This is a genomic window from Geomonas limicola (assembly GCF_014193675.1).
In the GTDB taxonomy this organism is placed as follows: Bacteria; Desulfobacterota; Desulfuromonadia; order Geobacterales; family Geobacteraceae; genus Geomonas; species Geomonas limicola.
This window is the reverse complement of record NZ_BLXZ01000005.1, coordinates 84,219-109,658: the sequence shown is the minus strand read 5'-3', so window position 1 is coordinate 109,658 and position 25,440 is coordinate 84,219. Positions and strand designations below refer to the sequence as shown.

The 25,440-nt window shown below is 61.7% G+C and carries 23 protein-coding genes; 9 read left to right on the top strand and 14 right to left on the bottom strand.

Annotation, left to right across the window (positions count from 1 at the left end; all coding sequences use genetic code 11):
- Positions 1-44 precede the first annotated feature (44 nt).
- The 5 genes from pstS to phoU all read left to right on the top strand — a co-directional run bounded on the left by pstS (position 45) and on the right by phoU (position 4,773).
- On the top strand, positions 45-1,073 hold the full coding sequence (pstS, locus tag H7688_RS13155) for a phosphate ABC transporter substrate-binding protein PstS (protein ID WP_183361584.1): 1,029 nt from the start codon (positions 45-47) through the stop codon (positions 1,071-1,073).
- Positions 1,074-1,290: 217 nt separating this feature from the next.
- A complete protein-coding gene (gene pstC, locus H7688_RS13150) occupies positions 1,291-2,253 on the top strand; it encodes a phosphate ABC transporter permease subunit PstC (RefSeq protein WP_246329804.1) in 963 nt (320 codons plus the stop codon).
- Complete coding sequence (gene pstA, locus H7688_RS13145; protein ID WP_371873184.1) at positions 2,253-3,092, top strand: phosphate ABC transporter permease PstA; 840 nt, start codon at positions 2,253-2,255, stop codon at positions 3,090-3,092. The genes pstC and pstA overlap by 1 nt, the downstream gene beginning before the upstream one ends.
- 119 nt (positions 3,093-3,211) lie before the next feature.
- On the top strand, positions 3,212-3,973 hold the full coding sequence (pstB, locus tag H7688_RS13140; protein ID WP_183361582.1) for a phosphate ABC transporter ATP-binding protein PstB: 762 nt from the start codon (positions 3,212-3,214) through the stop codon (positions 3,971-3,973).
- Positions 3,974-4,101: 128 nt separating this feature from the next.
- On the top strand, positions 4,102-4,773 hold the full coding sequence (gene phoU, locus H7688_RS13135) for a phosphate signaling complex protein PhoU (RefSeq protein ID WP_183361581.1): 672 nt from the start codon (positions 4,102-4,104) through the stop codon (positions 4,771-4,773).
- A 145-nt stretch (positions 4,774-4,918) separates the two neighbouring features.
- Here phoU and H7688_RS13130 read toward each other — a convergent pair whose 3' ends face one another.
- The 3 genes from H7688_RS13130 to H7688_RS13120 form a co-directional block, all read right to left on the bottom strand.
- A complete protein-coding gene (locus H7688_RS13130; RefSeq protein WP_183361580.1) occupies positions 4,919-5,104 on the bottom strand; it encodes a hypothetical protein in 186 nt (61 codons plus the stop codon).
- A gap of 94 nt (positions 5,105-5,198) precedes the next feature.
- On the bottom strand, positions 5,199-6,161 hold the full coding sequence (locus H7688_RS13125) for a D-2-hydroxyacid dehydrogenase (protein WP_183361579.1): 963 nt from the start codon (positions 6,159-6,161) through the stop codon (positions 5,199-5,201).
- A 13-nt stretch (positions 6,162-6,174) separates the two neighbouring features.
- Positions 6,175-6,768, bottom strand: a complete 594-nt coding sequence (locus H7688_RS13120; protein WP_183361578.1) for a DUF502 domain-containing protein — start codon at positions 6,766-6,768, stop codon at positions 6,175-6,177.
- Between the two features lie 301 nt (positions 6,769-7,069).
- On the opposite strand from H7688_RS13120, the gene H7688_RS13115 reads away from it, so the two are divergent.
- From H7688_RS13115 to mtaB, 4 genes are all read left to right on the top strand, one after another.
- Positions 7,070-8,404 (top strand): S41 family peptidase, encoded by a 1,335-nt coding sequence (locus tag H7688_RS13115; protein WP_183361577.1) that lies wholly within the window; start codon positions 7,070-7,072, stop codon positions 8,402-8,404.
- Entirely contained in the window at positions 8,401-9,357 is a 957-nt protein-coding gene (gene miaA / locus H7688_RS13110) for a tRNA (adenosine(37)-N6)-dimethylallyltransferase MiaA (RefSeq protein WP_183361576.1), read from the top strand. The genes H7688_RS13115 and miaA overlap by 4 nt, the downstream gene beginning before the upstream one ends.
- Positions 9,358-9,634: 277 nt before the next feature.
- Positions 9,635-10,306, top strand: a complete 672-nt coding sequence (gene cysE, locus H7688_RS13105) for a serine O-acetyltransferase (RefSeq protein WP_183361575.1) — start codon at positions 9,635-9,637, stop codon at positions 10,304-10,306.
- A gap of 138 nt (positions 10,307-10,444) precedes the next feature.
- The gene (mtaB, locus tag H7688_RS13100) at positions 10,445-11,734 is read left to right on the top strand and encodes a tRNA (N(6)-L-threonylcarbamoyladenosine(37)-C(2))-methylthiotransferase MtaB (protein WP_183361574.1); all 1,290 of its coding nucleotides are present in this window, start codon (positions 10,445-10,447) and stop codon (positions 11,732-11,734) included.
- Positions 11,735-11,884: 150 nt separating this feature from the next.
- Here mtaB and H7688_RS13095 read toward each other — a convergent pair whose 3' ends face one another.
- The 11 genes from H7688_RS13095 to H7688_RS13045 form a co-directional block, all read right to left on the bottom strand.
- A complete protein-coding gene (locus H7688_RS13095) occupies positions 11,885-13,108 on the bottom strand; it encodes an ATP-binding protein (protein ID WP_183361573.1) in 1,224 nt (407 codons plus the stop codon).
- Between the two features lie 243 nt (positions 13,109-13,351).
- Entirely contained in the window at positions 13,352-14,611 is a 1,260-nt protein-coding gene (locus tag H7688_RS13090; protein WP_183361572.1) for a DUF6178 family protein, read from the bottom strand.
- A 326-nt stretch (positions 14,612-14,937) separates the two neighbouring features.
- The gene (locus H7688_RS13085) at positions 14,938-15,219 is read right to left on the bottom strand and encodes a YcgN family cysteine cluster protein (RefSeq protein ID WP_183361571.1); all 282 of its coding nucleotides are present in this window, start codon (positions 15,217-15,219) and stop codon (positions 14,938-14,940) included.
- Positions 15,220-15,264: 45 nt separating this feature from the next.
- Positions 15,265-16,044 (bottom strand): hypothetical protein, encoded by a 780-nt coding sequence (locus tag H7688_RS13080; RefSeq protein ID WP_183361570.1) that lies wholly within the window; start codon positions 16,042-16,044, stop codon positions 15,265-15,267.
- Between the two features lie 184 nt (positions 16,045-16,228).
- Positions 16,229-17,092: an ExeA family protein gene (locus H7688_RS13075; RefSeq protein WP_183361569.1), complete on the bottom strand. Its 864-nt coding sequence runs from the start codon at positions 17,090-17,092 to the stop codon at positions 16,229-16,231.
- A gap of 118 nt (positions 17,093-17,210) precedes the next feature.
- Entirely contained in the window at positions 17,211-18,983 is a 1,773-nt protein-coding gene (locus H7688_RS13070; protein WP_246329803.1) for a GTP-binding protein, read from the bottom strand.
- Positions 18,980-19,621, bottom strand: a complete 642-nt coding sequence (cysC, locus tag H7688_RS13065) for an adenylyl-sulfate kinase (protein WP_183361568.1) — start codon at positions 19,619-19,621, stop codon at positions 18,980-18,982. Before cysC ends, H7688_RS13070 begins: the two co-directional genes overlap by 4 nt.
- Positions 19,622-19,827: 206 nt before the next feature.
- Positions 19,828-21,462 (bottom strand): capsule assembly Wzi family protein, encoded by a 1,635-nt coding sequence (locus H7688_RS13060; protein WP_183361567.1) that lies wholly within the window; start codon positions 21,460-21,462, stop codon positions 19,828-19,830.
- A 103-nt stretch (positions 21,463-21,565) separates the two neighbouring features.
- On the bottom strand, positions 21,566-23,506 hold the full coding sequence (locus H7688_RS13055) for a polysaccharide biosynthesis protein (protein ID WP_183361566.1): 1,941 nt from the start codon (positions 23,504-23,506) through the stop codon (positions 21,566-21,568).
- 361 nt (positions 23,507-23,867) lie between these two features.
- Entirely contained in the window at positions 23,868-24,428 is a 561-nt protein-coding gene (locus H7688_RS13050) for a sugar transferase (protein ID WP_183361565.1), read from the bottom strand.
- Complete coding sequence (locus tag H7688_RS13045; RefSeq protein WP_246329802.1) at positions 24,425-25,426, bottom strand: UDP-glucose 4-epimerase family protein; 1,002 nt, start codon at positions 25,424-25,426, stop codon at positions 24,425-24,427. Before H7688_RS13045 ends, H7688_RS13050 begins: the two co-directional genes overlap by 4 nt.
- Positions 25,427-25,440: the final 14 nt, after the last annotated feature.

Here is a 25,440-nt window from a genome sequence, read left to right as displayed (position 1 = left end):
AGGACAGGCATCTTGTTACACAGATTACACAAAAGGAGAACGAGATGATGTTCGCACTACGCAAATCGATACTGACTGTAGCGGTCCTGGCTGCACTGGCACTGGCGGGTAACGCTTCGGCGGAGACCCTGATCAACGGCGCGGGTGCCACTTTCCCGTACCCGCTCTACTCCAAGTGGTTCGCCGAGTATGCCAAGATCGACAAGAGCGTGAAATTCAACTACCAGTCCATCGGCTCCGGCGGCGGGATCAAGCAGATCACCGCTCAGACCGTTGACTTTGGCGCCTCGGACAAGTTTCTCAGCGACGAGGAACTCAAGGCGGCCCCGGGCAAGCTGCTGCACCTCCCGACCGTGATGGGTGCGGTGGTGGTTACCTACAACGTGCCGGGGGTAGGCAAAGGGCTCAAGCTCTCCCCGGAGACCCTGGCCCAGATCTACGAAGGGAAGATCACCTCCTGGAGCGACCCGAAGCTCATGCACGACAACGCGGGGCTCAAGCTTCCCAACAAGCCGATCATCGTGGTGCACCGCTCCGACGGCTCCGGCACGACCAGCATCTTCACCGATTACCTGACGGCAGTGAGCCCGGAGTGGGCCAAGAAGGTCGGCAAGGGTACCTCGGTCAAGTGGCCGGTCGGGTTGGGCGGCAAGGGTAATGAAGGTGTTGCCGGCCAGATCAAGACCACCCCGTACACCATCGGCTACGTGGAACTCGCCTACGCCTTCGAGAACAAACTCCCCTACGCCTCGCTGAAAAACAGCGCCGGCAGCTTCGTCGAGCCCTCCATCGCCTCGACCACGGCAGCGGCACGCGGAGCGGCCAAGTCGATGCCGGCCGATTTCCGGATCTCGCTGGTGAACCAGCCCGGCAAGGACGCCTACCCCATCGTCGGTTTCACCTGGTTGTTGGTCTACCAGGACCAGAAGGACAAGGCCAAAGGGAAGAAACTGGTGGACTTCCTGAAGTGGGAATTGCACCAGGGACAGAAGATGGCGGACAAACTTCTCTATGCCCCGCTCCCCGCCAACGTCGCCAAGATGGTCGAGAAGACGGTGCTGAGCATCAGGTGAGGCAGGGATGAGGCAGGGGCTAGGGACTGGGGACTACAGGATGCATCGGAGAGGCCCGCTCACCCAACCTTAGACCCTGCAACTTAGAAGGTAGAACTTCGATTCAAGAGGATTTCACGTGGAAACCACGGACGTATCGACATCGGGCTCTGTACCAGGGTCGTACCCTGCCGCAGGTCCGAAGATTCCAGCTTCCCAGCCGGAAACGGAGCAGACCTTGCCAGCCACCCAAACCACGGCGCCCCCCGGACCGGCAGATAAGCGCATCAGCGGCGACCTGATCTTCAGGCTGGTAACCACCGTTTTCGCTTTCAGCATCCTGATCATCCTGGCGCTCATGCTCGCCGAGATGACCTCGGAGAGCCTGCCGGCAATCCGGCAGTTCGGCCGCAAGTTCCTCACCAGCAGCGAGTGGGATGCGGTGCAGGGGAACTTCGGCGCCCTCCCCTACCTCTACGGGTCGGTGATCTCCTCGGTCCTGGCGCTGGCACTGGCGACACCGCTCAGCATCGGAGCCGCCATCTTCATTACCGAGATCTGCCCGAAGAAGGTAGGCACCTGGATCGCCCCCCTGGTTGAGTTGCTGGCGGCGATCCCCTCGGTCATCTACGGTCTGTGGGGAGTCCTCGTCATGGCCCCCTGGCTGCAGTCCACGGTGCAGCCCTTCCTCATCGAGCACTTCGGGTTTCTCCCCTTCTTCCAGGGTGCGCCCTACGGTGTCAGCATGCTCGCCGCGGTGTTCATCCTGATGATCATGGTGGTGCCGATCATCACCTCGATCACCCGGGAGGTCTTGCTCACCGTCCCCTTGAGCCAGAAGGAGGCGGCCATAGCGCTCGGCGCCACCCACTGGGAAACCATCAGGATGGCGGTCCTCCCCTACGGCAGGTCGGGGATCCTGGGCGCAGCGATCCTGGGGCTGGGACGCGCGGTGGGTGAAACCATGGCGGTCACCATGGTGATCGGCAACTCGCCCCAGATCTCGCTGTCGCTTATGTCGCCGGCCTACACCATGCCGAGCGTCATCGCCAACGAGTTCGCCGAGGCAACCTCCAAACTGCACAGCGCGGCGCTCATGGAGATCGGTCTTATCCTTTTGCTGGTCACCCTGGTGATCAACGCGCTGGCAAGGCTCCTGATCTGGAGCGTCACCCGCAGCGCAGGCGGAGGTGCGGCATGATGAAGAGCGTCTTTCTGCGCAACGCCAAGAACTACCTGATGACCGGGCTCATGCTGACCGCGACGCTCGCGGTACTGATCCCCCTGGGGCTCATTTTCTTCCACATCATGAAGATGGGGATGAGCTCGGTCAATCTCGACTTTTTCACCCAGATCCCCAAACCGACCGGCGAAACCGGCGGCGGCATGGCCAACGGAATGCTGGGCTCGCTGATGATGATCGCCATGGCCTCGCTGATCGGCCTGCCGGTTGGCATCTTCGGCGCCATCTACCTGGCGGAATTCGGCGGTTCGAAGGTATCCACCGCGATCCGCTTCGCTGCCGACGTCCTCTCCGGGACCCCGTCGATCATCACCGGCATGGTGGCCTACACGCTCCTGGTGGTGCCGATGAAAGGCTTTTCCGCGCTGGCGGGATCCGTGGCGCTGGCCATGATCATGATCCCGATCGTCTTGCGCACCACCGAGGAGCAGCTGAAGCTCGTGCCGGGGTCCCTGCGCGAGGCCTCGCTGGCCCTGGGGGTGCCGATGTGGCGCACCACCTTGAAGGTGACCCTGCGCAGCGCACTCTCCGGCGTGATGACCGGGGTGCTTCTGGCGATAGCCCGCGTGGCGGGCGAGACCGCACCGCTGCTCTTCACCGCCTTGGGGAACCAGTTCTGGGGCAAGGACCTCACCCAACCGATGGCCGCCCTGCCGCTGCAAATCTTCAGCTTCGCCATCGCCCCCTACGAGGACTGGCACCGGCTGGCCTGGGCGGGAGCCCTGGTACTGGTGGTCGTGATGTTCGGGCTGAGCCTCACGGCGCGCTACTTCGGCAGGACCAGGACCGGGGAATAGTGGTTTGCCACGGGTCACGGTCATCTAAGGTACGACAGACCGGGGATCGTGACTGAACGCTTACACAGGGAAAACGAGACGGCAGGCCTGAGCGTCATTTACTGCGTTACGAGGGAAACATGAACAACATCAAGGTACATCTGGACAACCTCAACATACACTTCGGCAAGACCCACGCGGTGAAGGACATCAGCATGGACTTCCCCGAGAACAGCGTGACCGCCATCATCGGACCTTCCGGGTGCGGCAAGTCGACCATGCTGCGCTCCTTGAACCGGATGCATGACCTGGTCCCTTCGGCGCGGGTTTCCGGCAAGGTGCTTTTGGACAGCGACGACGTCTACGGCAGGGGAATCGACCCGGTCGCCATCCGGCGCCGCGTAGGGATGGTGTTCCAGAAGCCGAACCCCTTCCCGGCCATGTCGATCTACGACAACGTGGTAGCCGGCTACAAGCTGAACAGCCGCATGGTTCGCAGTGAGGCCGACGAGATCGTGGAGAGCTGTTTAAAGCGCGTCGCGCTGTGGGACGAGGTGAAGGACCGGCTCAAGGCCAACGCCATGACCCTCTCGGGCGGTCAGCAGCAGCGTCTGTGCATCGCCCGCACCATCGCCGTGAAGCCCGAAGTGATCCTGATGGATGAGCCGGCCTCGGCACTGGACCCTATCTCCACGTTGAAGATCGAGGAGCTGATCGAGGAACTCAAGGAGCGCTACACCATCATCATCGTCACCCACAACATGCAGCAAGCCGCCCGCGTCTCTGACTACACGGCGTTCTTGTACATGGGTGACCTGATCGAGTGCGGCGAGACCAAGAAGATCTTCACCACTCCGGAGCAGAAGCAGACCGAGGACTACATTACCGGCCGCTTCGGCTAGGGCATCAGGCGAGTCTCATCGCTCCGGTCAGTCGGATCGGTCGGACTTGAGTTGACGACAACAGGCCCGGCACCCCCCGAGGGTGCAACCGGCACACCTTTTCTATTAATCACGCAGGAGAGAATGTAATGGAAAGAGAACACTTCAGCAGGCAGTTCGACGCGGAGCTGAACGACATACGGGAAAAGCTCCTGGAGATGGGGGGCAAGGTTGAACTGATGATCGCAAACGCCCTGCTGGCACTGGTCGAGCGCAACACCGAACTGGCGGTGCAGACCATCGCCTTCGACCACGAGATCAACCGACTCGAGATGGAGATCGACGAGAAGTGCCTCGAGGTGCTGGCCCGCCGCCAACCCGCGGCGCGCGACCTGCGCTTCATCACCCTGGCGCTTAAGATCGTGACCGACCTGGAGCGGATCGGCGACCAGTGCGCCAACATCGCCAAAAGGGTCAAGGAGCTGAACCTCGAGCCGGCACTCAAGCCGTACATCGACCTCCCCCGCATGGCCCAGGCCGCCTCGACCATGGTGAAAGAGGCGCTCGACGCCTTCGTGCGCGGCGACGAGAACCTGGCCATCAAGGTCTGCCAGGACGACCAGGTGGTGGACGATTTAAACGAGCAGATCCAGCGCGAGCTGTTGACCTTCATGATGTCCGACCCGAGTGCCATCACCCGCGCCATGCGCATCAACTACATCTCCAAATGCCTGGAGCGCATCGCCGACCACGCCACCAACGTGGCCGAGATGGTGATCTTCATGGTCAAGGGAAAAGACATAAGACATACCATAGCTTAGGGATCGTTTCCTCAAGTTGAACATCAGCTGGATATGAGAGGGGTTCACTACGGTGCGCCCCTTTTTCATTGGTAGCAGCGCCACGAAAAAAGGCGAACCAAGGTTCGCCCGAAACAGATGCCGAATCAGCCAACACAGGCCGTCCCTAAAAAAATGCCTGGCGCAGCTGCGGGATGCGCTCGCTGCACTGATGGCCGTTGACCGGAAACTCCTTCTTGCAGCAGCCGCAGTAGACCGTACCGCCGACCGTGCTGGTCCAGGGGGTCAGGTTCCTCGAATCACACCACTCACAGTACCACACGTAAAACTCTCCCATTGCCATGGTTCTCATGCGCTTTCTCCTTTTCTCGTTGTCGCATGGGAGCATAGCGCAGCTTTGTCACAGCGAGGTGGCGGCGGTATGGAGTTTTTGGAAATTCTTTCCGCTAGATGCCGTTCACCACGTTTTGCGGAGCGCCTGCCAGGAAGGCTGCGATGTTCTCCGCAGTGGTGGCCATGAGCCGGCTCCGGGCAGCCAGGGTGGCCCAGGCGATGTGCGGCGTGATCAGGCAGTTCTTGAGCCCCAATAGCGGGCTGTCGGACGGGATCGGTTCCCGGGCGGTCACGTCGAGTGCGGCCCCCGCGATGGTACCTGCCTGCAGCGCCTGCACCAGGTCGGGCTCCCGGACCAGCGGCCCGCGTGCCGTGTTGATAAGGAGCGCATGCGGCTTCATAAGCCCCAACCGCCCCGCGTGCACCATACCCTCGTTCTCAGCGGTGAGGGGACAGTGCAGACTCACCACGTCGGCCTGCCGGAACAGCTCGTCAAGTTCCAGCCAGCGGACCGGGATGCCCGGCAACTCCATCCGGCTTCTCGGGTTGTAGGCGAGGATCTCCATCCCCAGGGCGTGCGCCACGGCGGCGACCCGCGCCCCGATGCGCCCCAGCCCGACGATCCCCAGCTTCTGGCCGCACAGCTCGGCAAGCGGCTCGGTCATTAGGGTGAAGTCGCGCGATTTGGACCACTCGCCGCGCTGGACCACCGCGTCGTAGAGTGCCACCCGGTTAGTGAGCTCCAGCAAAAGCGCGATGGTATGCTGGGCCACCGAAAAGCTGCCGTACTCCGGAACGTTGACCACCGGAATTCCACGCTGCCGCGCCGCCTCGATGTCGATCACGTTGAACCCGGTGGCCAGCACACAGATCAGCTTGAGTTCGGGAAGTGCCGAGATGGTTTCGGCACGTAACGGGGTCTTGTTGGTGAGCAGAATCTGGGCGCCACGCGAGCGCTCCACGATAAGATCGGCCGGGGTGCGGTCGTACACGGTGAACTTGCCGAAGGCGGCCACCTGGTCCCAGGGATTGTCGCCCGGGTTCAGGGTATAGCCGTCCAGTACCACGAGGTTCATAGCCACTCCTTAGTTAATGCACCACGGCCCCGCCCGAGACCACGAACTTGACCGCCTCCTCGACGGTCATGCCGCTGTCGTAGACCTCGGACTCGCGGAAGAACAGGGCAAACCCGGAGGTCGGGTTGGGCATGGTCGGGACGTACACCACAACGAGTCGCTCGCCGTCGCGCTCGACCTCACCGGTCACGAAACCGACCGCGCGCACCCCTACCCGGGGCCACTCGACGAAGACGGCCCGGCGGTAGGAGGTCTTCCCCTCCTTGAACACCTGGGTGAGCTGCTTGCTCGAGTTGTAGATCGACTTGACCAGCGGGATGCGCGAAAGCAGTTCGTCCCACCACTTGAGGAGCCGGGTCCCCATGACGTTGGTAGCCAGGATGCCGGAAAGGTAGATGACGATGGCGCCGGTCAGCATCCCTAAGCCCGGAACATGGTACTCGCGGTGCACCACGAAGTTGCTGAAGATGGAGTCGAGGTAGCTTCCCAGGATGCCGTCGGCGAAGTTGAAGAGGAACTTCAGGATGAAGAGGGTGATCCCCACCGGCACCACCACGAAAAGCCCGGTAATGAATTTACTCTTTAAATGTCTGACCAGGTTTTCCATGGCACCTCCCTGCGCTAGACCTGCCTTATCCTACAAAGCCCGCGTGAAGTCAACAGATTACCGCACTACTAAGAGCGGCTGCCCACGCGAATCCGGGGCTTTTGGTGCCAGGCAACACCCTTTGCCATGGTGACCTGATAGTGCAACAGGAGACTCATCTATGCTCAGTGGCCGGCACCGATTCCGCTTCAGTTTCTCCCACATTCTCGGGGCGATAGCAGTTGACAATACGGTCGCCAGAATTTAGAGTGCTAATTTGCCCGTGCTGCCTCCTGACACTCCACCAGATAGGTTCCCTGATATGTTCAAGACTCGCATAATCCTCACTGCTGTCATACTCCTTGCCCTGGTCGGCGTGCTGCTGGCCAACATGGTCCAACGCATGGCGCACTTCCAACAGAGTGACGCCGCTTACCTGCGCCTGTTCAAGGAAGTCGTGGCGTTCACCAAGCAGAGCTACGTGGAGAAGGTGGACGACAAGAAGCTTATGACCGGCGCCATCAACGGGATGCTGGCGGCGCTCGATCCGCACAGCACCTACATGCCGGTGACCAGCTACAACGAGATGAAGGTGCACATGGCCGGAGAGTTCGGCGGTCTGGGGATCCAGCTGGGTACCAAGGACGGCAAGCTCATGGTCGAGGCCCCGATCGAGGACACCCCTGCCTTCAGGGCGGGGATCCAGTCCGGCGACCACATCTGGACCATCGACGGCAAGCCGACCCAGGGGGTCTCGATAAACGACTGCGTGAGCCGGATGCGCGGCACCCCCGGCACCAGCGTGACCCTCGGGATCCTGCGCGAAGGGACCAAGGAGCCGCTCTCCTTCAAGCTGGTGCGGGCCATCATCAAGACCAAGAGCGTGAAGGCGAAGCTTCTGGAGCCGGGCTACGCCTACCTGGGCATCTCCGAGTTCCAGGAACGCACCGGCGAAGACTTCGAGCGCGCCCTGCAGACGCTCGCCGCGGACAACGGGGGGCCGCTCAAGGGGCTCATCCTCGACCTGCGTTACAATCCCGGCGGTCTCCTGGATCAGGCTATCCGGGTCACCAACCGCTTCGTCGGCGAAGGTCTCAGCAACGGGCTCATCGTCTCCACCAAGGGGCGCAGCGCCGGGTCGGACCGCCAGATGCTGGCGAACATCGGCGAGAAGGAGCCGCACTACCCCATCGTCGTCCTGATCAACGGCGGCAGCGCCAGTGCCTCGGAGATCGTGGCTGGCGCACTGCAGGACCACAAGCGTGCGGTAATCATGGGGACCCAGAGCTTCGGCAAGGGGAGCGTCCAGTCGCTGATCACCCTGCCGAACGGCGACGGCCTCAAGCTCACCACGGCGCGTTACTACACCCCGAGCGGCCGTTCCATCCAGGCCAAGGGGATCACCCCGGACATCACCGTCGAGTTCGCCAAGAAGCCTGCGCAGCCCGATAAGAAAAAGATGCCGGAGATCCGCGAGCAGGATCTCGACGGTCACATGCAGCAGGTAGGCGCTCCGAAAGAGGCCCCGGCTGCTTCCGAGCCGCCTGCCGCGCCGCTGGATCCCAAGGCGCAGGAGCAGCTCAGCAAGGACAACCAACTGGCCCGCGCCCTCGACCTCCTCAAGGGGGTCAACCTGCTGAAGGCCGGACTTAAGTGAGCAAATTCCCCGCAGCTTCGGGGCGTCCCAACGGGCGCCCCAACCTGCTCGTCGTCCTCGGCCCCACTGCCTCAGGCAAGACCAGCCTCGGGGTCGGGTTGGCCCGCAGGCTGGGCGGCGAGATCATCTCCGCCGATTCACGCCAGGTTTTTCGCGGCATGGACCTGGGTACCGGCAAGGACCTGCACGAGTACGAAGAGGTCCCCTACCACCTGATCGACGTCGCCCCTCCCGGCACCGAGTTCAATCTCTTCCAGTTCCAACGCCTCTTCCTGGCAGCCTTCCGCGACATAGCCGCACGGGGTCGCCTGCCGATCCTGGTGGGCGGTACCGGAATGTACCTCGATTCGGTGCTGCGCGGTTACTGGCTGGCCGAGGTTCCCGAGAACCCCGGGTTGCGCCGGGAGCTCGAGTCGCTCTCCATGGAAGAACTCGTCGAGCGCCTGAAGCGCGCCAACCCGCGGCTGCACAACACCACCGATCTCACCGAGCGCAGCCGGTTGGTGCGTGCCCTGGAGATCGCCTCTGCCGAGGCTGACGGGGTGCGCCCCCCGCCGGCCCCTGAGCTGGTACCGGTTACTCTCGGGCTGCGCTGGGATCGCGCGGAACTGCGCGAGCGGATTACCCGGCGCCTCAAGGAGCGGCTGGACGCGGGGATGATCGAGGAGGCACGGGCGCTGGTCGAGGCGGGGGTTCCCTACGAGAGCCTGGACTACTACGGGCTGGAGTACCGTTACCTGGCGCGTCACCTGAAGGGAGAGCTCTCCCGCAATGACCTGTTCCAAAAACTCAACAGTGCGATCCACGACTTCGCCAAGAAGCAGGAGCACTGGTTTCGGCGCATGCAGGGCCACGGCACCGAAATCCACTGGATCGACGGCTCCGGTGCACCCCTGGATGAGGCGCTAAAGTACCTGGCGGATTTCGAGATGAGGCCTTTGGGGCAAAACTGAAAACTTTTACCACAGAGGACCACAGAGGGAAAAACGAGGAACACCGGGGAAGGCAAAAACCTTAAAAGTTCGTCCTCATCCCCCCCGGGGACCTCTGAATTTTCCCTCTGAGTCCACTGTGTTCAAGAGTTTGCTCAGTGATTCTTCCTGAACCTGCTTCGCATGATACAGAATCCGGCCACTTAATAATTGACGAAAACGGTAGGGTTATGCTACCACAAAACCAGCGGTCGCTTTGCGGTACCGTGGTAGTTACCACCATAAAGGGAGGGAAGCCATGTTTGCCAGGTTCAAATCAGACATCCAGGCAGTCTTTGACAGAGACCCCGCAGCCAGAAGCACGCTCGAGGTGATCTTCTGTTATCCCGGCCTGCACGCTGTCTGGTTCCACCGGGTGTCTCACTGGCTTTGGAAGCGGGAGTTCTTTTTCCTGGGGCGCCTGGTCTCGCACATGGCCCGGTTCCTGACGGGGATCGAGATTCACCCTGGCGCCACCATCGGCAAGGGGTTCTTCATCGACCACGGCATGGGGGTCGTCATCGGGGAGACCGCCGAGATCGGCGACAACGTCACCCTGTACCACGGCGTCACCCTGGGCGGCGTGAGCTGGGAAAAGATCAAGCGTCACCCCACCCTGCAGGACAACGTGGTGATCGGCTCGGGGGCCAAGATCCTCGGCCCGTTCACCGTGGGCAAGGACTCCAAGGTCGGTTCCAACTCGGTGGTGGTGAAGGAAGTCCCGCCCAACTCGACCGTGGTCGGCATCCCGGGTCGCGTGGTAATGGCGACCGAGAAGCCGCAGGAGCGCCTCGACCTGGAGCACGGCAAGATGCCGGACCCGGAAGCCAAGGCGATCTCCTGCCTGTTCGACCAGATCCGCGAACTGGAGCGCAAGTACAACGCCCTGGCCTCGGAACACGAGCAACTCAAGAAGAGTCTCAAGGGCTGATCTATCTAGCGGCGCGCTTCAGGGTGAACCTGTAGCGCGCCTTTCTCCTCGCACCAGCAGGCTCCGCACAGCTCACCTCACCTCGTGGAAACCCCAAGCGGTTGCACCCAAGGTAATCAAAAGAACGGTTCTCTCTGCATGAAAAAAGTCGCCATCACCACACTTGGTTGCAAGATCAACCAATTCGAATCTGCCGCCATGACCGAGGCCTTGGGCCAGGAAGGTTTCTGCATCGTCCCCTTCGGCGAGACGGCGGACATCTATGTCATCAACAGCTGCACCGTGACCGCCAAGACCGACGCCGAGTCGCGACGTCTGATCAGGCGTGCCGGCCGCCAGAACCCTGACGCGAAGGTCGTGGTAACCGGTTGCTACGCCCAGATGTCCAGCAGCGAGATTCTGGAGTTGCCGGGTGTGCACCTGGTGCTGGGCAACAGCGAGAAGCGCGACATCGTGTCGCTGCTCAAAGAGGTGGAGGAGACGCCCAAGGCGGTGGTTTCCGACATCATGCAGGTGCGCAGCGGCGAGAGTGCCCCGCTGGAGAGCTTCGCCGAGCATACCCGGGCCTTCCTCCAGGTACAAAACGGCTGCGACGCGCGGTGCGCCTACTGCATCGTTCCGTATGCCCGGGGTGCCAGCCGCAGCGTCTCCCCCGAGGAGGCATTGGAAGGGATGGCGGGCTTCGTGGCGCAGGGTTTCAAGGAGGTCGTACTTACCGGCATCCACCTGGGAGGCTACGGGCTCGATCTCAACCCGTCCACCGATCTCCTGAGCCTGCTCAAGATGGCAGAGGAGCGCATCCCGGTGCCGCGCCTGCGGGTCGGCTCCATCGAACCGACCGAAGTACCACCCGAGATGATCGCGTTTCTGGCGCAGTCGCAGAAGGTCTGCCCGCACCTGCACCTGCCGCTGCAAAGCGGCAGCGACGGCGTGCTCGACAGGATGAACCGGGGCTACACGACCGCCCTGTTCCGCGAGGTTGCCGAGGCGCTGGTAGGGGCCGTTCCCGGCATCTGCCTGGGTACCGATATCATCGCCGGCTTCCCCGGAGAGACCGACGCGGAATTCGAGGAAACCTATCGTTTCCTCGAAGAGGTTCCCCTCGCCTACCTGCACGTCTTCCCCTACTCGCAGCGCCCCGGAACCCCCGCGGCGACCATGCCGGGCCAGGTGCACTCAAAGACCGTCAAGGAGCGCGCCGAGGCGCTACGCCGACTCTCCGAGGCGAAGAGCGCCGCGTACGCCCAGAGCTTCGTGGGACAGACTCTGCAGGTCCTGGTACAAAAGGATGCCGACGGCAAAAAGGGACTCGCCCGCAACTACCTGCCGGTCCTGGTGAACGGGGGGAGCGATCTGGTAAATCGAGAAGTGAGCGTGCTCATTACCGAGGCAAAGGGCGGTGAGCTGGTGGGGAATTTGGTGGAGTAATCGTCAGGTTAGCCAGACTCTCTCAATCAATGATTTAAGTACAGTAACGACCTCGATACGGTTCGTTACAGATCTACGCGGGTTCTCTTTCTTGTCTTCCTCAGTGTTCCTCGCTTGTTTCTCAGTGTCATCTTTGGCGAGTCTTGCGCCTCAAACAGTAAAGGTGAAGGCGGCTCCCTGACCGGGTTCCGCCTCGGCCTTGATCTTGCCGCCATGCCGGTTGATGATCCTGCGCACGATGGCAAGCCCCACTCCCCTACCCTGGAATTCCTCCTGGCTGTGCAGGCGCTGGAACGGCGTGAAGAGCTTATCTGCGTAGGTCATATCGAACCCGACCCCGTTGTCACGCACCACGAAGGCGAGGCGATCGTCCCACTCGGTGGCGGAGAATTCGATGACCGCGTCGGAGCGATCCGTGGTGAACTTCCAGGCGTTGTTAAGCAGGTGCTCCAGCACCACCTTGATCAACGGTGCGTCGGCACGTACCACCAGCCCGTCGGCGATCCGGAACTCGACGGAGCGCTCCGGGTGGGCCTGCACCAGTTGCGCCGCGATGGCACGCACCAGCGAGCTCAGGTCCACGTTTTCGCGCTGCAGCTTGCCGCGTGCGAACCGTGACAGCTCCAGGATCGCGTCGATCATCTCCAGCATGCGCCGGCTTGATTTCTTGATCCGCTCCAGGTAGTCGCGCCCGGTATGGTTCAGCTTGGCGGCGTACTCCTCGATGAGCGCCTGGCTGAACCCTTCCAGGTGGCGCAACGGCGCGCGCATGTCGTGCGATACGGAGTAGCTCAGCTGCTCGAGTTCCTGGTTGGCCGCTTCCAGCTGTATAGTCCGCTCCACCACCCGGCGTTCCAGTTCGCTGTTCAGGCGCAACAGGCTCTCGTTCTCCTCGCTGAGCACCCGCACCTTTTCCTCCAGCTTTCCGGCTACCAGTTCGCCGTAATCCCTGAGAAACTTTTCCTCGTCCAGCGGCTGTTCCGGCTCCGGTGGCATCCCGTTCGCCGTGATCGAGGCCAGCACCCGTCCCACCTCTTCCCAAAGCTCTTCGGGCTCTTTGGGCTTCTCGATGAAGGCCTGCGCGCCAAGCGTACGCGCCAGTTCTGCCTCCTTGCTGCCGGTGTAGACCGCAGAATAGAAAATGAAGGGGATGTCCTTGAGTTCACTGAGGGTTTTCATCTGATGCAGGAAGTGAAACCCGTCCAGAACGGGCATCAGACAGTCGGAGAGAATGAGGTCGGGCTTTTCCTTGACCGCCACCTCGAGTCCTTGCCGGCCGTTGCCCGCTTCGCAGACCTGCCAGCCATGCCACTCGAAGTTGTAACGGATGACCTTGCGATCGTTGCGAGAATCATCGACGAGCAGCACCTTCATCACTACCCCCTGGCACTTCGGTTCTTCTCAAAGAGAGGCTGCCGGCACGACAAAGGCGGATGCGGGAGAGGCAAAGCCAACAAATGATATCAACGGCAGGTAAGTTTGCAAGAATTCGACAGAGTTGCCGCAGCCGACACGAGGTTGTGGAGGATGTTCCAGCCTCTGGGCTCTGTGACCGGCAAAAAAAAGAGCCCCGGCTGGTTGAACCGGGGCTCGAAAGTACTTGGTGTGCTGACTTGCTTAGCCTGCGAACTGCGCCAGCAGGGATGCCACCTTCCTGACATCGTCCAGGGTGGCAAATTCGCGATATCCATCGATACCGTCGGCATCCATCCCGCGATAGAAACGGGGCCGTTTCGATTTGAGGCCGGCCAGCAGCTTTCCGGATGCGTAATCCGCGGTCTGGGTGTGCTGCGCGGCAAACTTAAGCTCCATCACGATGCTGAAACCGAGTTGGAACAGGTGTTTCAAAGGCTCGCCGGTCAGCACTTCCGCTGCCTTCATTTCGTCACTGCCGCAGAGCTTTTCCAAGGCGATGTTCAGATAGCCGCAGACCCGGTACAGGATACCGAGCATGTTTTCCTGTTCTCCAAGGCTGCTTCCTTCGACAACCAGGGCGCTGTTCACCAGGTAGTTGAGCTCCTGCCAGACTGGCTCGGAACCGGCGCGGGCCAAGGCACGGAACAGCAGGGTGTCCTCTTCGGTAATGGGTATCAGCGCGTGACATTCCCCTGCCGAAACCTGTGCCTCCTTACCCCCCTCCAGCTGGAAGCTGGCAGGATTGATCCGGGCGTAGATGGAGAGTGCCTCGTCGAACGGCGGGAACCCCAGGTCCTCGAGACGTCCCGTACGAAAGCGCTGGCACTGTTCCTCAAGCTCGAGATCGACGTCCCCTTTGATTCCTTCCATGAGCGCCACGTAGAGCGGGTTGTCCAGCCTGTAGATCATGCCCAAGAAGCTGCCGATCACCTGGCTGTGCTTGGGGTTCTTGAAAGAAAGCATAAAGACGTCGTCAAAGGTGTGGTCGTAGTCCCCAAGGCGCTCCTCGTCATCAGCCAGGTCGCCGATGCCACCGCCGACGGTCAGCTCACGGCTGAGTAACAGGTGCAGGAATTCGAAATCGAGCTGTTTGAGCAGGGCGTGGATGCTCGGCTCGCCACCTTCCATGAAATAGGCCAGCCAGTGGCACGCCTTATCCTCGGAGAAGCTGTAGCCGTCCCACAACTCCATGTCCAAAATGAAGACCCGCTGTTCAGCGGAGGAATGCTGCAACAGCTCGAGCGTATCGGCCTCCCCTACTTCCTTCACCAGCCAAAAAAACTCCTGGGGATCCAGTGCCTGGATGAGCCGTTTGGCATCCGCATCTTCTAGCATCAGGTCCAGGCGCTGTTTCGCACCGACCGTCTTCAGGTAGCTGTTCTTCTCGGCAAGAGTGAGAGCCGCGAAACGCTTGTGAGAGAGTTCTTCTGTTACTGCAACGTCTTTTCCTGCTTTGGCCAAAATTTCACCTCGTGTAGTTTACCTGCGCATGCTGCTGTAATGAGTGGTCTTAATTTTTCAACTGATTAGCGCCAATTTCCCGCTCGTAAAGAATCCCCTTGGGCAAACACTGGCCCGGAGCCTTTCCCCATCCCCCTCCTGTCCTCCCCCTTGAAGGGGGAGGGACGCACTGGCGGAAGATCAAAGCTAATCAGGATTATTATGGAAACCCTGTGAGCTGTGAGCTGTGAGCTGTGAGCTGTGAGCTATGAGCTATGAGCTATGAGCTATGAGCTATGAGGAGACAAGGTAATAAGCCGGTCTCTCCGTGTCAATTGCGGAGAGGATTATTCTTCCTTCTGGCGGCGCAGAGCTTTCTTGTAGCCACAACTGCGGTGCAACCACTTAAGGTCCTTGACCAGCTCCGGAGTCAGCTGAACGCAGTCCGGGCAGATCTTGAAACGCTTTTCGTAGATCTTGCACTGCCTGGTGTCGATATCGAGATAGCGGCAAGGTGTCGAGGTGAAAAAGATGCGCCCGTCTTCGTCCTCTATCTTCTCAAAGCAGCAGAGGCCACACTGCTCGCAGATGGCCTCCCATTGTTCCTTATCCAATTCTTCGAATGCCATGCAATCTCCGCTTGATGGGCTGCTGTGCCTAAGGCACCTGAAGCCCTACTTCCCCTCATCCACCGGAACCTCGAAGGCGCCGTTGCTTCCCTGGAAGCGGACCCGGTCCTGGCGAATTTCCAAGATCTTGTAACCGTCTACGGTGGCGCCTTGCAGAACCCCGCGACCGTTCACCACGGCGAAACTCGACTCGCCATTGCCCTGCCAGGCAACTCCCGAAACCTTCAGTTCGGCATGACCGGATACGGCAGCCGGTGCTTGAGCGGCGGCCACCGGTGCGGCCGAGGGCGCAACCGGTACTGCCTGCACCGCCGCTGGTTGCTGGACGGCCGCTTGCTGATGTTTCTGTACCGAGGTCTTGGTGCCCTGCCCTCCCTTGATAGCACCTGGTACGGCAGCAACCGCCTTGCCGGCCGGTGCAGCGCTACCAGCGGCTTTGACCGGTGCAGCGGCTACAGGAGCTGCAGCACTGTTGCCAGTAACGGGAACCGGAGAAACGACTGGAGCCGCGACTACCGGCGCGGGAGCGGCCGGTGCGGTACCTGCGGGAGCAGACGCCGGGGAAGCTGGGCTGGCGGCCGGTGCCGGTGCAGACACTGCAGGTGGCGTCGGGACCGAGGCGGTCTGCGGAGCGCTGTGCCGGCTGAAGCCGCCCATCGCTACAAAGGTGAGTAGCGCAGCAACCGCGGCTCCACCGATAACCGCACTGGGCAGGATCCAGACCGGCCGAGCTCGCCGGGCGCGGATCATGTCGTGCTCGGCAGCTATCCGTTTCCCGCTGTTACTTTCTTCAGCTTTTTCGAGAGCCTTCAGTATCGAACTCATAGCACTCCTTTAACGAGCGATCGGGCTTTGCGAAAAGTCATCAGGGAATTTCGGGATAACGGGCAGGTAGGGGCGAATGATCATTCGCTCCTACCACGTCAATACCCCCTGGACCGATGGTACCCCTACAGCCAGTTCTGCATCCCGGGTGCCCTGAAGAACCTTTGCAAAGGGAAGACTGTTTTTACCGCCAAAAGCCGAGCAGGCGTCCCACCACTCCTCGTGCGTTCGCTAACGCACCTCGCCCCCTGATCTCGCTGATGGCCTGGGCTGCCATTTTCCCCGTGATAACCCGGTCTTCTTCGGTGAAACCGATCAAGAGCGCGCGGTCGCAGGCGATGTTGACCAGGCGGGGGACGCCGCCGGAGAAGCGGAATATCCGTTTCAGCGCCCCCTTGGTGAACTCCGCGGCCCGGAAGCGCCCCGCCAACTCCATCCGGTGGTCGATGTAGCGGCACATGCTTTCGAATTCCATGGGGAGCAGGTGGTAGCGCACGGTGATGCGTTGGTTCAGCTGGCGCAGCTCTTCGCGAGCCAGCACGGCCAGCAGCTCCGGCTGCCCGGCGAGAACGATCTGGATCAGTTTGTCCGTCTCGGTCTCCAGGTTCGAGATGAGCCGGATCTGCTCCAGCACCTCCGGGGCCAGGTTCTGGGCCTCGTCCATGACCAGCACCACGCTGCGCCCGGCAGCTTTTTGCTCCAACAGGAAGCTGTTCAGCACCTGCAAAAGTTCCGCCCGGCTGCCGCTTTCCCAGGGGAGGCCGAACTCCTTGTTGATGCTCGCCAAAAGCTCCAGCGAGGAAAGGCACGGATTGAAGATGAGCGCGGTGCGGTGCCCCTCGGAGTCGAGCCTGCTCAGAAAGGTGCGCAAAAGCGTGGTCTTTCCGGTACCCACTTCGCCGGTCAACTCGATGAAACCTGCCCGGTTCTCGACCGCGTAGATCAGATGGGCAAAGGCCTCCCGATGCTGGACGCTCATGAAGAGGAAGCGGGGGTTCGGCGTTATGGTGAAGGGGCTTTCCCTGAATCCGTAAAAGGTACAGTACATGGTGGGCACGGTCCTTGGGCGGGGCTATTACCATCCGAGCGGTGAACTATAGCGCGAATCTGCCGGGAAATAAAGGAGAAAGGACGATTCACCGGGTCGCAGACAACCGACAGAGCGGTCAGGAGAGGATGGCGAGTTCCGTCATCTTCTGAAGGATGCACTCCACGGCGGGAGTGAGATCGTTCATGGTCACCAGCCCCAGGTCGGTCTGCTCGGGGAGTTCCTCCTCGCACGAGGAAATATGGACGGTGAGGACCGGGTGGGGGTGCACCAGGGTACGGATGATCTGGTGCTCGGAGACGCTGAAGGTATTGGTGGTGGAAACCACGATGAGTCCGGCGCGCAGCAGCACCTGGGCCACCTCGCCGAAGCGGCGCACCATCTCCGCGCCGTTCCAGTCGCTCAGGTCGCTGCACAGCCCCATCTGCAGGTTCTTGCCATCCAGGAGGTACACCTGGCGGCCGTCGCTGAACAGACGCCGCTCCAGCAGCCGGGCCAGCCGGGCCTTGCCGCTGCCGCGCTCCCCGGTAAAGAGGATGATCCCCGGGTGGTGGCCGTTTCGTTCGCCGCGCTCGGCAAGCCCCACCTCCCCTGCGCGCCACTGCAGGTCCCGCAGCCGTGCCTCGCGCCGGAAGGGTTCCTGGGCATCCTTGAGCGGTTCCATCACGATGCCGCCGCCCCAGATGTCGCAGCCGTCCACGATGACGAAACGCCCGGTGACGTCGATATCGGCAAAACGGTCCAAGGCAAGGGGCTTGCGGGTTTTGATCACCACCTGGGCCACGTCGTTTTTTTCCAGGTGCTCGCTGCGCGTGATCCGGGCCAGGCTCACCGCATCGGTTACCGAGAGGATCTCCTCAAGCTCCATCTCCACCTCTGCCGTGGTGAGCCGCAGCCGATAGGTGGAGCCGCGTCGGAGAGGGTTACTGCCCATCCAGAAGACGTTGGCCCGAAACCGGGTACAGACTTCCGGTGGTGTCTCCTGGCGGGAGACGATCTCACCGCGTTCGATGAAGATCTGTTCGTTTAGGGTAAAGCCGGTGCAGCGGCCGGCGCCGGCCGTTTGTGGCGGCTCGGCGTTGAAGGCTTCGATGCTGCGCACCACCGAACTCTTGTTGGAGGGCGAAAAGACCACGGTATCGCCCACACGCAGTTCGCCGGTTTCCACCCGTCCGGCAATGATGCGTCGTGCGTCGAACTTGTAGACGTCCTGCACGGGGAAACGCAGGGGTTGATCGCTACGGACTGGCAGCTTGCCGAAGGCAGCCAGGCTCTCGAGAAGCGTCGGTCCGTGGTACCAGGGCATCGCGGAGCTGGCGCAGGCGACGTTGTCCCCCTCTCGGGCACTGGCCGGGATGATGTGGGCAGGCTCCAGGTGCAATTCCCGGAGAAAGCGCTGGTATGACCTGGCGATTTCCTCGAAGGCGGCCTGCCGGTACTGGACCAGGTCCATCTTGTTGACGACCACCGTCAACTGCCGGATGCCCAAGAGGCTCAACAGGTAACCGTGGCGCCGGGACTGTTCCTGAACACCTTCCAGGGCATCGATGATAAGGACGGCAGCCTCGGCCCGGGCGGCTCCCGAGACCATATTCTTCAGGAACTCCTTGTGCCCCGGGGCGTCCAGGATCAGGTACTGGCGGTTATGCCACCTGAAGAAGGTACGCGCTGTGTCGATGGTAATCCCCTGCTCCTGTTCCTCGAGAAAGGCATCGAAGAGAAAGGCGTACTCGAAGGGTTTCCCCTGCCGGATGCAGATCTGGCGCACCTTTTCCAGGTGCCCGTCCGGCAGCGACCCGGTGTCGGCGTAGAGTCGGCCAAGAAGCGTGGATTTGCCGTGGTCCACGTGCCCGACGAACACCACCTGCAGACGCTCGCTCGCCTCCGTCACGCGGCCACCCCGGGGAGCGCCAAACTGCGCTTGCGCCAGCAGGCGGAGTGCTGCCTCAAGTGGGAGATGATCCGCGCGACGCACTCTTCAACCCCGTGAAGACCGGTGTTGATGGTGATTTCTGGAGCGAGCGGTGCTTCGTAGGGGCTGTCGATGCCGGTGAATTGGGGGAGCTCCCCGGCGCGGGCCTTGCGGTAGAGCCCTTTGGGATCGCGCTGTTCGCAGATCTCCAGCGGGCAGTCGAGGAAGATTTCGATGAAATCGTCGTTTCCGAAGAGTGCGCGGACCCGGTCACGGTCTTCGCGATAGGGAGAGATGAGTGCGGTGAGGACGACGACCCCGGCATCGACGAACAGGCGGGAGACCTCGCCGACGCGCCTGATGTTCTCGCGCCGGTCAGCCTCGGAGAACCCCAGGTCGCCGTTGAGGCCATGGCGCACGTTGTCGCCGTCTAACAGGTAGGTGTACCACCCCTGCTGGAAGAGTTGCTCCTCGACCAGGTGGGCCAGGGTCGATTTTCCCGAGCCGGAGAGCCCGGTGAACCAAAGTACCAGGGAGCCGTGACCGTTGCGGCGTTGGTAATCTTCCCGGGTGAGCTGGCGCTCGTGCCACGTCACATTGCTGCTGCGGGTCTCCATGATCCCCTCCCCTGCCTAATCTGTTTGCGATGACAGCAAACAGCAGGACACAGATTAGCCAAAGCTAACAATATAGCCAAGGATCCGGGAAAATAAAGAGGAGGAGTCAATAAAAGTGACAGCGGGAAAGCAGGAGGAGTATCTGAAAAGAGCAGGTACCTTGATTGTGTGAATGGGCGGCAATCCCAGATAAAGCCGCCGCCGGTTCAATACCTATAACGCAGTTCGGCACGCAGCAGTTGATTGCTGCGGAAGACACCGGAGCGGAGTTCGAAGTTGTCGATCCACTCCCGGCCGTACATGACGAGCGCACTCAACTCGCCTTTGACCGGAAAACTCCAGAAGCCGCGCACGGCGTACTTCCGCTCGACCGCCTGCACCACCCCGTTGGGATCGAAGCTGCCACTAGGGTTGACGGTGATCCGACCGTAATCGCCGCGCGAGGTGCGGAAGGCTTCCAGTGCCAGGTTATTGCGGACCGAGAACCAGTGGCTGTAACGCAGGAAGAATTCCTGGGTACCGCCACCCTGGGAATGGCCGATAGGGAGGTTGTAGCGCAGGTAGCCTTCGGGGAAGGTGGAATTGGTGTAGAGAATCTGGTTGCCGCGCAGATACTCGAAGCGCAGGTCGTCCTTGCCGCTGGCGGAAAGCCTGGGGATGTAAAAGCCGGCGAGGTAGCTCTCGACGATGGGCCAGAAGGCGGCGGAATCTTCACCGGAGTACTCGCCGTAGATCTCGGCGTTGCGCAGCCAGGGAATCCGGTAGCGCAGGTCGATGCCGGCCACCGAGTTCGAGTTGTCCGAGCTGGTCCCGCCGACCAGGCCGCGCAGCGTATCGGCCGGACCATTGGGGACACCGGGACCGCCGGCCTGGCGTCCCAGGTTGATGCCGAACTCGAAGTTCTCGGTCGGTTTCATGGAGAGCTTGAAGCCGATGAAAAAGGGCTGGCGACGGGCCGTTCCGGTGGTCGTCTTCTCGAAACGGGAGAAGATCAGGTCGTACTTGAGATCCCACAGGTAGCGGGTCTTGACCGGCTCGGGGCTGGAGAGCTTCACCTCATCAAAATTTTTTGCGTTGTTGGTGAGGGTAAGGGTGCCGCGGTAGCCGGGTCCGAGCCAGTTCTCGTCGCGCCCCAACTCCAGCTCCAGCCCCTTGCCGCCCAGCTTCAGGTACCCCTTGTTGAGCCTCAGGCGCGTGTCGTCGTCCTTCTCGGACCAAAGGAGCATCGGCTCGACCAGCAGTGCGGTCTGGGCACCGTAGTACGCCTCGCCGCTCGCGCGCAGGTCGAGATTGCTCCCCGAGTGGTAGATCACCCCTTCGTTGTTCTCGAAGAGCGGTGTTCCCTCGCTGCCGCGCTGCTGCGTCGGGGAGGGATACGGAGTCGGTGGCCTGAGTCCCGAGCCGATGCCGAAGACACCCTCGTTGCCGGGGTCGTTGACGGCGCGGAAGAAACTGCGCGGCTGGCCGTCCAGGTAGACGTAGCGCAGCTTGGCGGTGCCCATGGCGGTATCGAAGCGGGGGGCCTGCTGCTCATTGGCGTACAGCTCGGCCTCGCGGGGCAGGAGTTCCCGCAAACGGAGCACGAGTTCTCCCGCTAGTTCGGGGTAAGTCCCGGAGGCGAGGTTGGCCTCGGCCTCCTTCAAGAGCCTGGCAGCCTCGCTGCGTGAAAAAGGGCGGATACCGCGGAAATCGGAGGTTATCAAACCGTAGCCGGAGAGTTTTTCCAGGTAGAGGTAGATCGGGCTGTCCAGGGGGACGTTGGGAGAAGAAAGCGCGAAGGCACTGCCGGCAAATAAGAGGCAAAAAATTGCGATGATGGCGAGGCGAAGCGTCAGAGTCATAGGTATCCAGGGCAGAGCAGGGATAGTTTACGCTGGGTACTTCTTATATAACAACCTCCCATTTTTTAACAGGGATATATGGGATGTAATCAACCTGCAGGCCTCATGCTTGCTCTTTCGGGGTGGCAACCCGCAGGTTCCTAACGAAAGCGGGTTTCTGTGGCGGGAAGAGGTCCGGGCGCACCCGCTGGAAGGCTGGCGGCGGTGCCACGTCGAACTCGTAGCGCGGCGCGAACTCGGGCACGATCGCCTTGAGCGCATCCACCAGCGCGGCGATGTTCCCACCGCGTGCTATCGCAAAGAGTTCCTCCAGGCACTGGCTCACCTGCTTCAACTCGGTCTCCACCGGTGCCATCACCCGGATCTTGCGGTGGGTGGTCGGCCGCATCCCCTCGCCGTTGATCAGTAGCTCCTCGAAGAGCTTCTCCCCGGGCTTGAGACCCGTGAAGGTGATGTCGATGTCCTTGTAGGGAACAAGGCCTGAGAGACGGATCAGCTCCTCGGCCAAGGCGAGGATGCGCACGGGCTCTCCCATGTCCAGCACGAAGATCTCGCCCCCCTTGCCGATGCAGCCGGCCTGCAGGACGAGTTGGGACGCCTCGGGGATGGTCATGAAGTAGCGCACCACGTTACGATCGGTGACGGTGACCGGACCACCGGACCTGATCTGCTCCTTGAAGAGCGGAATCACACTACCGTTGGATCCCAGGACATTACCGAAACGCACCGTGGTGAATTTGGTCTTGCTGACCGCCGCCAGCCCCTGAACGTAGACCTCGGCGCTGCGCTTGGTGGCACCCATGATGTTGGTGGGGTTCACGGCCTTGTCGGTGGAGACCATCACGAAGTTGCGCACCCGGTATCTGTGGGCCGCATCGGCCACCACCTTGCTCCCGAGTACGTTGTTCAGGACGGCCTCCGTCGGGTTGTACTCCATCATGGCGACATGTTTGTACGCCGCGGCGTGAAAGACCACCTCGGGGAAAAAATCGTCGAACAGGGTCTCCACCTTCTCCTGGTTCTTCACGTCCCCCACCACCGGAATGATGCGCAGGTCTGGGTAGCTCGCCGCCAGCTCCTTCTCGATATAGAACAGCGGAGTCTCGGCATGATCGAAGAGGATCAGCTTCGCCGGCTTGAAGAGCGCCACCTGGCGGCAGATCTCGGAGCCGATGCTCCCTGCCGCTCCGGTTACCAGCACCTTCTTGTCGGTGAGGTAGTTGCGAATGGCGCTTTGATCCAGGACGACCGGCTCACGCCCCAAAAGATCCTCGATCTCCACGTCCTTGATCTGGGATACCGACACCTTGCCGTCGATGATCGCGGTAATGGCCGGCAGGGTCTTGAACCGGGCCCGGGCCCGTTGGCAGCTCGCGATAACCCGACGCATCAGGGCTCCGTCGCCCGAGGGGATGGCGAAGATCACCTCCTCGACCCGGTGGATCCGCACCAGGGCGCGCAACCGGTTGGTGCCCCCCAGTACCCGCACACCGGAGAGACGCAGCCCTCGCTTGGCGGGATCGTCGTCGACGAAACCGACGACGTTGTAGGGGGAGCTGGTCTGCTTGCGGATCTCGCGCAGCAGCAGGTTGCCGGCATCCCCTGCCCCGATGATGAGGGTGCGCTTCCCTTTGCGCAGCGAGGGGATCACCCGGGTCTCGCGGTAGATGCGCCAGACCAGACGGCTGCCGGCCACCGCGGCAAAAAGCAGGAACCAATCGAGGAAATAGATGGAACGCGGCAGGGCGAACGGTCCGCGCAGGAGCACCAGCAGGAAACTGGCCGCCAGCGACGACACCGTCACCACCTTGAAGATCTGGTAACCGTCCTGCAGCGAGGCGTAGCGCCAGATGCTGCGGTACATGCCTGAGGCGATAAAGAGTGCCGGTTTGACCAGCAACACGACCGCAAGCCCCTGGGCGAGACTATGCAGCTGCTCGGGGGGAATAGCGAAATCGAAGCGCAACAGGAATGCCCCTGCCAGCGCCACCGCCATCAACGCGATATCCAGGATAAAGACCAGGAACCTTCTGGCATGAAACATAGGAATCCCCCACCAGCACCGTCTTAATTTATGAGTTTATTTGTGTGTGTTTTTTAATTTGTCAAATATAACATTCACAACTGAATTAGCAACTTGTCTTGCTGACTCCTCCACGACGTGGCCCACCGGCCGAGAAGGTGCAAATGTCAATACTTATAAGGGCTTGAAAGCAGGAGTGAGATCAGCGGAGCAGCTAAGAGGAGGGAAAATCACCCACCATCGATGAAGGGCGAATCTTGAGACACGGCGAGTACACGCAATGAGACAACGGAGGAGTAGCTCAATCATTAGAACTTAGGGTATGACAGAGAGTACGGACGAGGGATCGACCGGAAACCTCGCAGCCCGAGGATACCTAAGGTCAGTGCTGTACCCCTTCGCGACGCAGCACCTTCACGAAGGTGAGCACCAGCACGTAGAGATCGAAGAGCGGGGTCCGGTGCTGGAGGTAGTAGGTGTCGAAGTCGACCTTGATCGGAATGGGGAGCTCGTCGCGGCCGTTTATCTGCGCCCAGCCGGTGAGCCCGGGGGTGAGCCGGTGCACCCCGCGCTCGGTGCGTAGCGCGATCAGGTCGTCCTGGTTGTAGAGAGCCGGCCGTGGTCCTACGAAGCTCATGTCCCCCTTGAGGATGCTGTAGAGTTGGGGGAGTTCATCGAGGCTCGTCTTGCGCAGGAACTTACCGACCGGCGTCAGGTAGCGTTCGGGGTTGTCGAGCAGATGGGTCGCCACCGCGGGGGTATCGGTGCGCATGGTGCGGAACTTGGGCATCCGGTAGAGCACGTTGTGCCGCCCCACCCGCTGCGACCAGTAGAGGACCGGCCCGGGCGAGGTGATTCTCACCAAGAGCGCCACCGCGGGCAAGACGGGAAGACAGAACGGCAGCGCCACCAGGGCGAGCGCCAGGTCGAACAGTCGTTTCATGGCTCCTCCTTGCGCGCCTCGCGGTACCAGCGGGCCGTGGCCTGCAGGGCGTCGGCAACCGTCACGGGTGGCCGCCAGCCGAGGCGCTCCCTGATGAGGGTACTGTCGACGGCCAACGAACCGGTGAGGCGCTGCAGCGCCGCTCCCTTGCCGGTGAGCCGGCCAGCCAACCGCAAGAGCGTCTTGGGAAAGGGAACAAGCCGGACCGGCACCCCGAGGGAATCTGCCGCCCGGCGCAACAGCTGCGGCGTGGAGAGATCCTCGCCGTCGCTCACCAGGAACGTGCCGCCGGCGGCCTTCGGGTGGCGCAGGCATACCAAAAGCGCGTCCACTAGGTTGTCGAGGTAAATCAGGCTGCGCCGGTTCTCGATCCCTGAAAATGGGAGCGGGAAGCCGCACTCGAGAGCCCGGAACATCCGGTAGAAGTTGGCCCGCACGCCGGGTCCGTAGACAAGCGGTGGCCGCAGCACCACCACCTCGAGCCCGGTCTCCGCCGCCACCCGTGACAAGGCCTGTTCAGCCTCCCATTTGCTGACCCCGTAGGGGTCGAGCGGCGCGGGTGACGTCAGTTCGCGGTACGGGTCCGCCCCACCCTCTCCGTGCACCTTCACCGAGCTCGCAAAGACCAGGCGACGTACCCCGGCGCGAGCGGCTTCCCGTGCCAGCCGCTCGGTCCCTTGCAGGTTCACCTCCCGGTATGCCGTCAGCGGGTCGGCTGCCGCATCCTTCAGCTGGTGTACCCGCGCCGCCAGGTGCACGACCGCCTCAACCCCGGAAAGCGCCTCGCTCCACGGCGTATCCGGTCCCAGCGGGGGGAGCGTTACCGGCTGCACCCCGGCGGGGAGCTGGGTGTTTCCCCCCTCGCGCAGGGCAGCCCGGACCCGGTACCCCTCGGCGAGCAGTCTCCTGCACAGGGCCCGCCCCACAAATCCCGTAGCGCCGGTGACCAGGATCACATTGCACGGAGCCGCCCCCGGGGAAGGTTCTGCCTGCGTCACCGTCCGGCCCTGCC

Bases quoted from the DNA above. Each gene is read 5' to 3' on its own strand.
- H7688_RS13055 (WP_183361566.1), bottom strand. From the start codon at position 23,506: ATGTTTCATGCCAGAAGGTTCCTGGTCTTTATCCTGGATATCGCGTTG.
- H7688_RS13075 (WP_183361569.1), bottom strand. From the start codon at position 17,092: ATGTACTGTACCTTTTACGGATTCAGGGAAAGCCCCTTCACCATAACG.
- H7688_RS13115 (WP_183361577.1), top strand. From the start codon at position 7,070: ATGTTCAAGACTCGCATAATCCTCACTGCTGTCATACTCCTTGCCCTG.
- H7688_RS13085 (WP_183361571.1), bottom strand. From the start codon at position 15,219: ATGGCATTCGAAGAATTGGATAAGGAACAATGGGAGGCCATCTGCGAG.
- H7688_RS13130 (WP_183361580.1), bottom strand. From the start codon at position 5,104: ATGAGAACCATGGCAATGGGAGAGTTTTACGTGTGGTACTGTGAGTGG.
- H7688_RS13050 (WP_183361565.1), bottom strand. From the start codon at position 24,428: ATGAAACGACTGTTCGACCTGGCGCTCGCCCTGGTGGCGCTGCCGTTC.
- H7688_RS13125 (WP_183361579.1), bottom strand. From the start codon at position 6,161: ATGAACCTCGTGGTACTGGACGGCTATACCCTGAACCCGGGCGACAAT.
- H7688_RS13120 (WP_183361578.1), bottom strand. From the start codon at position 6,768: ATGGAAAACCTGGTCAGACATTTAAAGAGTAAATTCATTACCGGGCTT.
- mtaB (WP_183361574.1), top strand. From the start codon at position 10,445: ATGAAAAAAGTCGCCATCACCACACTTGGTTGCAAGATCAACCAATTC.
- cysE (WP_183361575.1), top strand. From the start codon at position 9,635: ATGTTTGCCAGGTTCAAATCAGACATCCAGGCAGTCTTTGACAGAGAC.
- H7688_RS13080 (WP_183361570.1), bottom strand. From the start codon at position 16,044: ATGAGTTCGATACTGAAGGCTCTCGAAAAAGCTGAAGAAAGTAACAGC.
- H7688_RS13060 (WP_183361567.1), bottom strand. From the start codon at position 21,462: ATGACTCTGACGCTTCGCCTCGCCATCATCGCAATTTTTTGCCTCTTA.
- cysC (WP_183361568.1), bottom strand. From the start codon at position 19,621: ATGGAGACCCGCAGCAGCAATGTGACGTGGCACGAGCGCCAGCTCACC.
- pstA (WP_371873184.1), top strand. From the start codon at position 2,253: ATGAAGAGCGTCTTTCTGCGCAACGCCAAGAACTACCTGATGACCGGG.
- pstS (WP_183361584.1), top strand. From the start codon at position 45: ATGATGTTCGCACTACGCAAATCGATACTGACTGTAGCGGTCCTGGCT.
- phoU (WP_183361581.1), top strand. From the start codon at position 4,102: ATGGAAAGAGAACACTTCAGCAGGCAGTTCGACGCGGAGCTGAACGAC.
- pstB (WP_183361582.1), top strand. From the start codon at position 3,212: ATGAACAACATCAAGGTACATCTGGACAACCTCAACATACACTTCGGC.
- H7688_RS13095 (WP_183361573.1), bottom strand. From the start codon at position 13,108: ATGAAGGTGCTGCTCGTCGATGATTCTCGCAACGATCGCAAGGTCATC.